This window comes from Nocardia carnea, from assembly GCF_029869215.1.
In the GTDB taxonomy this organism is placed as follows: domain Bacteria; phylum Actinomycetota; class Actinomycetes; order Mycobacteriales; family Mycobacteriaceae; genus Nocardia; species Nocardia carnea_B.
Map to the genome: position 1 here is coordinate 1 of NZ_JARWPM010000047.1, position 9,745 is coordinate 9,745.

The 9,745-nt window shown below is 68.8% G+C and carries 10 protein-coding genes and 1 pseudogene; 5 read left to right on the forward strand and 6 right to left on the reverse strand.

All coding sequences use genetic code 11. The features are described 5' to 3' along the window. Positions 1 to 143: 143 nt before the first annotated feature. Positions 144 to 449 (forward strand): hypothetical protein, encoded by a 306-nt coding sequence (locus QH276_RS01975; RefSeq protein ID WP_280402849.1) that lies wholly within the window; start codon positions 144 to 146, stop codon positions 447 to 449. Between the two features lie 193 nt (positions 450 to 642). On the opposite strand, the gene QH276_RS01980 is transcribed toward QH276_RS01975, so the two are convergent. Both QH276_RS01980 and QH276_RS01985 read right to left on the reverse strand, forming a co-directional pair. Continuing rightward, positions 643 to 1,212 carry a carboxymuconolactone decarboxylase family protein gene (locus QH276_RS01980; RefSeq protein ID WP_280402850.1) on the reverse strand — a complete coding sequence of 190 codons (570 nt, stop codon included), beginning with the start codon at positions 1,210 to 1,212 and terminating at the stop codon, positions 643 to 645. 214 nt (positions 1,213 to 1,426) lie between these two features. Beyond that, a complete protein-coding gene (locus QH276_RS01985; RefSeq protein WP_280402851.1) occupies positions 1,427 to 1,804 on the reverse strand; it encodes a nuclear transport factor 2 family protein in 378 nt (125 codons plus the stop codon). Positions 1,805 to 2,259: 455 nt separating this feature from the next. Here QH276_RS01985 and mihF point away from each other — a divergent pair, with 455 nt between their 5' ends. Together mihF and QH276_RS01995 are read left to right on the forward strand one after the other, a co-directional pair. Continuing rightward, on the forward strand, positions 2,260 to 2,574 hold the full coding sequence (gene mihF, locus QH276_RS01990; RefSeq protein ID WP_030523251.1) for an integration host factor, actinobacterial type: 315 nt from the start codon (positions 2,260 to 2,262) through the stop codon (positions 2,572 to 2,574). 98 nt (positions 2,575 to 2,672) lie between these two features. After that, positions 2,673 to 3,110, forward strand: coding sequence for a hypothetical protein (locus QH276_RS01995; protein ID WP_280402852.1), 438 nt, complete (start codon positions 2,673 to 2,675; stop codon positions 3,108 to 3,110). Positions 3,111 to 3,140: 30 nt separating this feature from the next. Here QH276_RS01995 and QH276_RS02000 read toward each other — a convergent pair whose 3' ends face one another. Beyond that, complete coding sequence (locus tag QH276_RS02000) at positions 3,141 to 3,869, reverse strand: TetR/AcrR family transcriptional regulator (protein WP_280402853.1); 729 nt, start codon at positions 3,867 to 3,869, stop codon at positions 3,141 to 3,143. Between the two features lie 106 nt (positions 3,870 to 3,975). Here QH276_RS02000 and QH276_RS02005 point away from each other — a divergent pair, with 106 nt between their 5' ends. Further along, complete coding sequence (locus tag QH276_RS02005; protein ID WP_280402854.1) at positions 3,976 to 5,148, forward strand: FAD-dependent monooxygenase; 1,173 nt, start codon at positions 3,976 to 3,978, stop codon at positions 5,146 to 5,148. An 11-nt stretch (positions 5,149 to 5,159) separates the two neighbouring features. Here the strand turns inward: QH276_RS02005 and fdhD are convergent, their stop codons facing one another. From fdhD to QH276_RS02020, 3 genes are read right to left on the reverse strand one after another with little or no spacing between them, the layout of a single operon-like run. Then, positions 5,160 to 5,987: a formate dehydrogenase accessory sulfurtransferase FdhD gene (fdhD, locus tag QH276_RS02010; RefSeq protein ID WP_280402855.1), complete on the reverse strand. Its 828-nt coding sequence runs from the start codon at positions 5,985 to 5,987 to the stop codon at positions 5,160 to 5,162. Next, entirely contained in the window at positions 5,984 to 8,293 is a 2,310-nt protein-coding gene (locus tag QH276_RS02015) for an FdhF/YdeP family oxidoreductase (protein ID WP_280402856.1), read from the reverse strand. Before QH276_RS02015 ends, fdhD begins: the two co-directional genes overlap by 4 nt. A gap of 50 nt (positions 8,294 to 8,343) precedes the next feature. Then, positions 8,344 to 9,456: an FHA domain-containing protein gene (locus QH276_RS02020; protein WP_280402857.1), complete on the reverse strand. Its 1,113-nt coding sequence runs from the start codon at positions 9,454 to 9,456 to the stop codon at positions 8,344 to 8,346. 36 nt (positions 9,457 to 9,492) lie between these two features. Between QH276_RS02020 and QH276_RS02025 the strand changes: the two are divergent. Continuing rightward, positions 9,493 to 9,745: pseudogene (locus QH276_RS02025) on the forward strand (hypothetical protein); the annotation flags it as partial.

The window sequence follows — 9,745 nt, forward strand, 5'->3', positions numbered from 1 at the left end:
CCGCTCCGAGGGGTCCCGGGCGATACACCCGGGGCCCCGCACGGGCGGTTAGCGGCGGGCGCGGGGCCGGGCACGGCGGCCGCGGGTTACGCGGGGTGGCCGGCGGGGGGCCGGGGGGGCGCCCCCCGCCCCCCCCCGGGACCGTGGTGCAGGTCAGTGTGCTGCCGGATCTGAACGCCGGAATCCGCACCAACTACGGCACCGGCTGCACCTACACCGTGCGGGCGCGGCTCAGCGAGGCGGTGACCCCGGTGACCTTCTACGACAACGGGGTCCCGTTCGCCACCGTCCCACCGGCCGGAGGTGGTATCGCGCTGGTCCAGTGGGTGCCCGCCTACGAGGGCGACCACTCCCTGCAGGCGGCCCAGCCGGGCGGGGCGGCCGCGCCCTCCGTGCAGGTGTTCGTCGGTCGCGGCGCGCATATCGGGTATGCATGCTGGGTGGTTTGACCTGCGTGGTGACGCTGCGCTACCGCCTCCGGGCCTGACCCGCTCATGCTGTGTCCATGGCGCATGAGCGGGGGCCCTGCGTGGTGACGCTGCGCTACCGCCTCCGGGCCTGACCCGCTCATGCTGTGTTGATGGGGCATGAGCGGGGGCCCTGCGTGGTGACGCTGCGCTACCGCCTCCGGGCCTGACCCGCTCATGCCCAGGGCACCCGGCATGAATCGGTGCTGAATCCCTGCGCGGTGATACCGAGGGCGTGGTTGTTGCGTGCCCGGGAGTTCTCCAGGGCGATCTGGTAGGTCAGTTCGATCACACCCGCCCGGCCGAACCGGTTCTCCAGGTCGGCGACCTGTTCGTCGGTGACTGTCATCGGGGTGGCGGTCATCGCGTCGGCGTAGGCGATGGCGGCCCGCTCGTCGTCGGTGTAGTGCGGGGAGGTCTCGTATTCGGCGATGTGCTGGAGCCGGTCGATATCCAGGCCGTCCAGCCGCTGCAGCATGGTGCCGAAATCGACGCACCAGGAGCAGCCGATGGTCCACGCCGTCCGGTACACGGCGATCTCCCGGATATTGGCGGGTAGTTTCTTCGAGACCCGCTCCGCCAGAAGTTCGTGGATGCCGCCCGCGACCAGGATGCCGGTGTGGTGGCCGCTGACCGCGAACGGTTCGGGAACTTCGCCGACCTTGCGCCGGGCGAACCAGTACATGACCTTGGTCAGCAACCCCGCGTCCTTCGGGGCGAGCGCGGGAATACGGGAAGTGCTCATCGGGTCTCCTCGGTCCTGGTGTGGTGGTTCTACTATCTGGACGAGATAGGGTTCCGCGGCGTGACGCCCGGGGTGCCCACGATCACTGCCCCGTGCGCCGGGAATCCTGATGACCGGGATACCGGGCGCATGATGGGGGGCCAGGGCCGGTCGTGGGCGACCCCGGGGTTCGGCGATGCGACGGCTCAGCGCAGTAGAGTCGCCGCATCGCGGCTCATTCGGGCTCGACGGCCATATCGTCGGCGCTCCAGTAGGCGCGCATCCGGGTGATCCGGCCCTCGGCGTCGAATTCCATGACGTCGATCGGGCTCAGTGTCATCCGCTGACCGCCGGCCTTCGTGACCAAGGTGAACACGAAGGCGGCATGGTTGCCGGCGATGCGCACGGTTTCCGGAGCCAGGGAGGTCTCCCGTTCGAGGCTCGCGATGACGTTGTAGAACTCGCGGATCGCCTCATGGCCCTGCTTCGGCTCGGTGCCGATGGGGTCCTCGATCACGGCGTCGGGCGCATAGAGAGCGACGATATCTTCGGTCGGTCCGGCGCCGACCAGTTTCACGTACTGCTCGACAACGTCGCGGATCTCCCGGGCCATCACCACTCCTACGAATTGAAACGTGTTCTAGGTTCGGGAGCGTAGCAGCTGTGCGGGAATCCGGCACGGGAATCGCGGAACGGCCGGGTCGGGCCGAATGCGGCCTGCCGCGGTGTTATGGGGGAAGAAGTACCTGATCACAGCGCATACCGGGCACAGCGGGCGGGAATCTGCGCTGATCCCTCGATTCGCCGTTGAACCGCCGCCGTACAGAGGATGCGTCTGCCTGGATTTTCGCTGCGCGGGCGGCGAATGTTACGTGTTCCAGCACGCCGAACCGGATATTCCCGGTCAACCGTCCGATTCGGATCGGGCCGCGCCACCGGGACGTGAATCAGAAATCATTGCTATGACTGCAGGTCTGGCCGGTGTGTCGGCGGTTCGGTGTCGGTATTGTGATGTTGAATCGACCCGATCAACCAGATGTTCGAGCGACGAGTGAAAGCGGAGGAGATATGGCACTGCCAACGATGACCGCGGAACAACGCACGGAGGCTCTGGCCAAAGCGGCGGCGGTGCGCAAGGCGCGCTCCGAACTGATCGGTCAGGTGAAAGACGGCAAGGTTTCGGTCGCCGACCTGCTGCGCAAGGCCGATAGCGACGAACTGGTCAAGAAGACCAAGGTCGTCGCCGTGATCAAGGCGCTGCCGGGCGTCGGCCCGGTGAAGGCCGCCAAGCTGATGGACCAGGCGGATATCCCGGAGGATCGCCGGATCGGTGGCCTGGGTGCCCGCCAGCGTGCGGCGCTGCTGGAGGCGCTGGCCAACTGAGGAGGGGAGCGTCCGGTCGCGGACGCTCCGAACTCCGGCCGTGGCCGAGCCGGTCGTCATATCCAACGACCGGCAGGCCCGGCGGGCCAGGTGGTGCTATGTCTGTTCGTGCGGAACTCGAAGCCTTCCTCGACGAGTACCAGTCCGCGCTGAGTGCCTTCGATCCCGAACGCACCGCCGCGTTGTGGGGGATGCCGGGCACCATCGTCGGCGACGAATTCGTGGGGGCGTTGTATACGCGGGAAGAAATGGCGCAAGGGCTCGCCCAGGCGCATCCGCTGTATCAGCTGCTCGGTCTGTCCCGGGTCGATCACACCGTGCTGGAGTACGCCGAGCTGACCCGCGCGCTGGTGCGGGTCCGGGTGCGCTGGCATTTCTACGACGGCGACGATGCCCTGCTCACCGACAGTGATTACGAGTATCTGCTGCGCCGTGACGACGAGGGCTTGCGCACCTATGTCGCCGTAACCATCGACGAGACGGAGAAATTATCGCGGCTGGCAGCGGAGCGGGGGATCCGGCTGCCGGGCATCTGAGCGCGGCCGGCGGACGCGGGAATTCCGGCCTCACCGGCCGGTGCGCTGAGCCAGGAGGGCGGCTACGCCGTCGAGGATGCGCTCAATTCCGAATTCGAGGGCGGCGTCGCGTTGCTGTGCCCGCTCGGCCGGCGGCTGTTCGTCCGGGTAATCCGAGATCGCCTCGATCAGCCGTGGGAAACGGTCGCCCGCCAGTTCCAGCGCCGCGGCCATCGTCGCGGTGAATTCTTCCTCCCCGGTTCCGGGGCCGATCAATTGCTGGGCGAGGCTACGTACGTGCCCGTTCAGGACGACGAGGGTGTCCAGCCGTTCCGGGCCGGTCAGCGCGATATCCGCCATGGCGTCCAGGGCGGCCTCGGTCCAGCCGAGTTCGTTGGGGCCCACGGGCCGGGCGCCGGCGAGGAGTTCCATCACCCACGGATGGCGCCGGTATCTCGCGAAACTCGCCAATGCCCAGGACCGCAGGCCGCTGCGCCACCGTTGCGGGCCCGCGGTGTCCAGTTCGGGTAGGCCGGCCATGGCCGCCTCCGTCATCAGCGCGGTGAGCTCGGACTTTCCCGGCACGTGGCGGTACAGCGACATCTTGGTGTAGCCGAGCCGGTCGGCGAGCTTCTGCATGGATACCGCGGCGAGGCCGTCGGCGTCGGCCAGTTCGACCGCCGCAGCCACGATCGCGGCCCTGCTCAGGGTGGGTTTCGGTCCCCGGGTCGGGCGGCGGTCGGTTCCCCAGAGCAGTTCCAGGACGGTCGGGGTGGCCATGGGATGCCTCTCGAAATCGGGTTGACGTGAAACTGTGTCTACCATACGCTGTCGGCGTCCGGAGGAAACAGTTTCTACTGGACGCATATTGTGGATGGAGCTCGTCATGCAGAACCGCAGTGTCCTCATCTCCGGCGCGAGTATCGCCGGGCCCGCACTCGCCTACTGGTTGAACCGCTACGGATTCGAGGTCACGGTCGTCGAGCGGGCCGCGTCTCTACGGCTGGGCGGGCAAGCCGTAGATTTCAAAGGTGCGGTGCACCGAACGGTGCTCGAGCGGATGGGTGTCTACGACGAGATCCGGCGCCGCAGTACCGGCGCCACCGATATGGTTTTCGTCGACGCGGCGGGGCGGGAGCGGGTGCGGATGTCCGGTGATTTCACCGGCGGAGATGTGGAGATCCGGCGAGGCGATCTCGCCGAGATCCTGTACGCGGCAACTGCCTCGCAGTGCACATACCGCTTCGGTGATTCGATCACGGCGCTGTGCGATACCGATGACGGTGTCGAGGTCGAATTCGAGCGCGGGCCGGCGGGCCGGTTCGATCTGGTCTTCGGCGCGGACGGAATCCATTCCCGGGTACGCCGGCTGGTATTCGGGCCGGAGGAGGAATTCGTCCGGCATCGGGGCTACTACTACGCGATCGCCGGGGAGCCGCTCAGCGGCGAAGAGTCCGGCGGTCCGCGCCGGCGGGAATCGTATGCGTACGCCGCGCCCGGCCGCCTCGCGGTGCGCGGCGGACCGAAGGCCGAGCAGATGTATCTGTTCGCCGCGCCCGAGATCCGGTTCGCCGACGACGACGAAAAGCGGCGCGTACTGATCCAGGCATTCAGCGGAATGGGCTGGCAGGTACCCGAAATGCTCGCCGAACTCGGCGAATCCGGTCATTTCTATCTGGATGCGCTGGCTCGCGTGCGCGTACCGAGCTATGTGACGGGGCGGGTCGCGCTGGTCGGCGACAGCGCCTACGGGAACACCCTCGCCGGTTTCGGGACAGGTCTGGCGGTCGTCGGCGCCTATGTTCTCGCTGGTGAATTGGCCGCTGCCGCCGGCGACCATACGATGGCGTTCGCCCGATACAACCGGATCATGCGCCGGTACGCGAAGGTCGGGCTGGGCAGCAGCCCCGGCCCCTTCCTGGCACCGAAAACCGGCTACGGCCTGCGGCTGCGGGATTGGTTCCTGGGTTCACGGTGGTTCGGGCTGATGGACCGATTCGCCGGCAACGCCAAGGACGATATCGACCTGATGGACTATCCGGCGCTCACCGTCCGCTGACCAGCCTGTGCCTATTCCCGGTTCGACGTGCCGCCGATCCGTTCGGGGCAGGTGTAGATGTTCATGGTGTCGCCGCGAACGAAACCGGCAAGGGTCAGCGATGATTCGGCGGCCAGGTCCACGGCCAGCGAACTGGGGGCCGAGACCGCCGCGAGGATCGGAATACCGGCCAGCACGGCTTTCTGCGCGAGTTCGAAGGAGGCGCGGCCGCTCACCACGAGCACGAGATCGGTGGCCGGGATCCGGTTCTCCCGCAGTGCCCAGCCGATCACCTTGTCCACGGCGTTGTGGCGGCCGATATCCTCGCGCACGGCCAGAACCTCGCCCGTGGTGGTGAAAAGACCGGCGGCGTGCAGGCCACCGGTGGCGTCGAAGACCGCTTGCCGGCCGCGCAGGGCCGCCGGCAGACCGGCCAGAATCGCCGCATCCACCAGTGGTTCCGGCGTGGGCAGGGGGTAGCGGGTGCGCTGCCGGATCTCGTCGAGGGCGGTGCGGCCGCAGATGCCGCAGGCGCCGGTGGTCAGGAACGGGCGGTCCGGCCGGGCGATCGAGCCGACGGGGTCGATATCGAGGACGTTGTAGGTGTTGCGGCCCTCGTCGTCGGTGCCGGCGCAGTAGCGGGCGGTGCGGATATCGGCAGCCGTGGCGATCAGTGATTCGCCGAAGAGGAAGCCGTGCACCAGGTCGATATCGTTGCCCGGGGTACGCATGGTGACCGTGAGCGATTCCCCGCGCACCCGGATTTCCAGGGGTTCTTCGACGGCCAGGGTATCGGGACGGGTGATCTCGCCGGCCGGGGTGATACGTACCATCCGGCGTCGCGCGGTGACTCTGCTCATTGCGGGCTGCGCTGGTGGTTATGGGGTTCGAGCCGGATGACGACCGCTTTCGATACCGGTGTATTGGACCGCGCCGCCACATGGTCGAGCGGGACCAGCGGATTCGTCTCGGGGTAGTAGGCGGCGGCGTTCCCGCGCGGTGTGCGGTACTCGACCAGCCGGAAGCCCGTCACCCGGCGTTCGGCACCGTCGGTCCATTCGGCGACCAGATCGACGAGATCGCCGTCGCGGAAGCCCAGCTCGGCGATATCGCCCGCGTTCACCAGTACGACGCGGCGGCCGTGGTGCACGCCGCGGTAGCGGTCGTCGAGCCCGTAGATGGTGGTGTTGTACTGGTCGTGGCTGCGCAGCGTCTGCAGGACGAGCCGGCCGGGCGGGACCGGCACCCAGCTGAGCTCGTTGACGGCGAAATTGGCTTTACCGGTGGCCGTACGGAATTCGCGGGAATCACGGGGCGGATGCGGGAGGACGAAACCGTTGCGCTGCCGGACGCGGGTGTTGTATTCGGCGCAGCCCGGAACCACACGGGCGATGGCGTCGCGAATCCGGTCGTAGTCGCCGCGGAAATCCTCCCAGGGCACCGGATGCTGCGGACCCAGCAATTCCCGGGCGAGTTCGCAGACGATCGCGACCTCGCTGCGCAGTTCGTCGCTCACCGGGGTGAGCCGGCCGGTGGACAGATGCACCATCGACATCGAATCCTCCACCGATACCTGCTGGCGGCGCCCGTTCTGGATATCGCGGTCGGTGCGGCCCAGGGTCGGCAGGATCAGCGCGGTGGCGCCGTGCACCACATGACTGCGGTTGAGTTTGGTGGAGACCTGCACCGTCAGCGCGCACCTGCGCAGCGCCGCCTCGGTGACGGTGGTATCCGGGGTGGCGGCGACGAAATTACCGCCCATACCGAAGAACACGCGTGCTTTCCCGTCGCGGAGCGCGCGGATGGCGTCGACGGTGTCGTAGCCGTGGGTGCGGGGGCTGGTGATACCGAACTCGCGGTCGAGCGCGGCCAGGAAGGGTTCGGGCATCCGTTCCCAGATGCCCATGGTGCGGTCGCCCTGCACGTTGGAGTGCCCGCGGACGGGGCAGACACCCGCGCCCGGTTTACCGATCATGCCCCGGGCGAGCAGCAGGTTGGTGGCCTCCTCGATGGTGGCCACCGCGTTCTTGTGCTGGGTGAGACCCATGGCCCAGCACACGATGATCTTGTCCGAGCGCGCGATCAGATCGGCGGTGCGGGCGAGTTCCTCGTGCGTGAGACCGCTCGCCTCGTAGACGGTGTCCAGGTCGACCGCGCGGGAATGGCGTTCGTACTCGGCGAAACCGGCGGTGTGCGCGTCGATGAAGGCGCGGTCCAGCACCGTGCCCGGGGCGCGGTCCTCGGCCTCGAACAGTAACTTCGCCACGCCCTGGAACAGCGCCATATCGCCGCCGAGGCGGATCTGCAGGAAATCGTCGGCGAGATCCACGCCGGTGGTGAGCCCGCGCACGGTCTGCGGATCCCGGAACCCGAACAGGCCCGTTTCGGGCAGCGGATTGATCGCGACGATATGCGCCCCGGACTTCTTCGCGTCGGCGAGCGCGCTGAGCATGCGCGGATGGTTCGTGCCCGGATTCTGGCCCGCCACCAGGATCAGGTCGGCGGCGGCGAAATCGTCGATGGTCACCGAGCCCTTACCGATACCGATCGAAGCGGTCAGCGCGGTGCCCGAGGATTCGTGGCACATATTGCTGCAGTCGGGCAGGTTGTTGGTGCCGAAACTGCGGACCATCAGCTGGTAGAGAAACGCGGTTTCGTTCGCCGTGCGGCCGGAGGTGTAGAACACCGCCTCGTCCGGGGAATCCAGTGCCCGCAACTCGCCGGCGATGAGCCGGTAGGCGTCGTCCCATGCGATGGGGCGGTAATGGGTATCGCCGGGTCGCAGCACCATGGGATGGGTCAGCCGGCCCTGGCGGCCCAGCCAGTATCCGGACTTGCCGGCCAGTTCGGCGACCGAATGCTCGGCGAAGAACTCCGGGCCCACGGTGTTCAGGGTCGCTTCCTCGGCGACCGCCTTCGCACCGTTCTCACAGAATTCGGCGGGCCGGCGGTGCCCGGTGGGCTCCGGCCACGCACAGCCCGGGCAGTCGAAACCGTGCACCTGGTTGACCCGCGCCAGCGTGCGCGCGGTACGGACCACACCCATATCGGCGACGGCTCGTCCCAACGCGACACCGACCGCCGTGACCCCCGCGGCCTGCGTTTTCGGCGGTGTGACGGTGAGCGCGGATTCGTCGATGTCCCCGGTCGGGCCGTTGCGGTGCATACCGCCATTGTGCGCCGCGCGGCCTGGGCGCGCGGCCCGGGGCATACCGGTCAGTTCCCGGCGTGCGGTGTTTCGTCCTGGTAGGTGAGGACCTGTTCGCTGATGCGGATCCGGCCGCCGGGCGGCAGTTCGGTGGGGGACTGGCCGATCCGGGTCCACCGCGGTTCACCCGGGGTGGAGACGAAAGTGCCCGCGGCGGTGCCGGCGTCGCGGAGGAAGACCTTGCCGCCGTCCACCGAGAGGTACGCGTGCACCCGGGAGATGTGACGGTCGCGCTGCAGGACCAGCGGGGCGGCGGTTTTGCGGCGGACCGATTCGTCGACCGACGGGCCGCGGCCGATCACGTACGCCCGGTCCAGCGGATAGCTCGTCCCGTCCTCGGCCACCAGCGTGGGCGCGGATTTCTCCGGTCCCTCGGCGCCGTTGCGCGCGGCCGGTAGCAGCCGCGAATTCGCCGGCTCCTTGCCCAGGCGGATGGGGTCCGGCACCGGTCGTTGCGGTGCCGCGGACCATGCCCGGGTGCCCGGCAGCGGCTCCGCGGCACGGGCACCCGCGAACCCGGTGGGCGGACCGGATTCGGCCGCGGGTTCCGGTGCGGCGGCGGCCAGTCCGGCCGGGGCGGTGGCCTGCGGTTGCGCGCCGGCCGCCGGTCCCGCGGCCGCCGGGGTCCGGTTCTGCTTGCGGCTGCGGCGCACCGCCGCGTGGATGACGAAACCGCCGCCGGGTACCACCCCGGCCCGCAGATCGGTGCGCGGGTACGGCGTCACCTGGGCTTCCGCCCCCGGGCCGACAGCAAGGGTGCGGACCGGGTCACGCACGATCTCGTCCACCCAGGTGAACGCCCGCGCGCCGACCAGCCGGCGCGACCCCTCGGCCCCCGAGATCAACGCCGACACCGGACCCCGCAGCAGTACGAGTGTGCCGTCGGCGGTAGGGGCGACCAGGCCGAACGGTGGCGGTTCCGACCCGGTCCCGAACACCACGGCCGCAAGCCGCTGCGCGATCGCCGCACCGGGATGCTCCGCGTCCGCCACCGCCTCCACGGCGCCGAGGATCCGCTCGGTGGACGCGTTGGCCCCCACCAGATAGATCACGACATCACCGAAGCGCGCGACCAGGCCCTCACCCGGCGCGATTCCGATGGTGGACGTATCGACACGCACCCGCGGCTCCTTCCTCAGACCACCGCACCAGCATAGATGCGCGCTGTATATATGGCGCCGCCTCCGGCGGCGCGGGGTTTGGGGGGGGCCCGCGAGGGGGGGGGGGGGGGAGGGGAGACCACCCCGACGCAGCCCCCCCCGCCGCGCGCCCCGACCACGGGCGACACGCGCACCGGGTACGTCGAACACGAATGGGATCACGTGCTGGTGGGGTCGCTCGACGACGTCGCTCCGGAACCCGACCCCGCCGAGGTCGCCGCGTACCGCTGGATGCGGCCGGACGAGCTGC

Bases quoted from the DNA above. Each gene is read 5' to 3' on its own strand.
- QH276_RS01980 (WP_280402850.1), bottom strand. From the start codon at position 1,212: ATGAGCACTTCCCGTATTCCCGCGCTCGCCCCGAAGGACGCGGGGTTG.
- QH276_RS01985 (WP_280402851.1), bottom strand. From the start codon at position 1,804: ATGGCCCGGGAGATCCGCGACGTTGTCGAGCAGTACGTGAAACTGGTC.
- mihF (WP_030523251.1), top strand. From the start codon at position 2,260: ATGGCACTGCCAACGATGACCGCGGAACAACGCACGGAGGCTCTGGCC.
- QH276_RS01995 (WP_280402852.1), top strand. From the start codon at position 2,673: ATGTCTGTTCGTGCGGAACTCGAAGCCTTCCTCGACGAGTACCAGTCC.
- QH276_RS02000 (WP_280402853.1), bottom strand. From the start codon at position 3,869: ATGGCCACCCCGACCGTCCTGGAACTGCTCTGGGGAACCGACCGCCGC.
- QH276_RS02005 (WP_280402854.1), top strand. From the start codon at position 3,976: ATGCAGAACCGCAGTGTCCTCATCTCCGGCGCGAGTATCGCCGGGCCC.
- fdhD (WP_280402855.1), bottom strand. From the start codon at position 5,987: ATGAGCAGAGTCACCGCGCGACGCCGGATGGTACGTATCACCCCGGCC.
- QH276_RS02015 (WP_280402856.1), bottom strand. From the start codon at position 8,293: ATGCACCGCAACGGCCCGACCGGGGACATCGACGAATCCGCGCTCACC.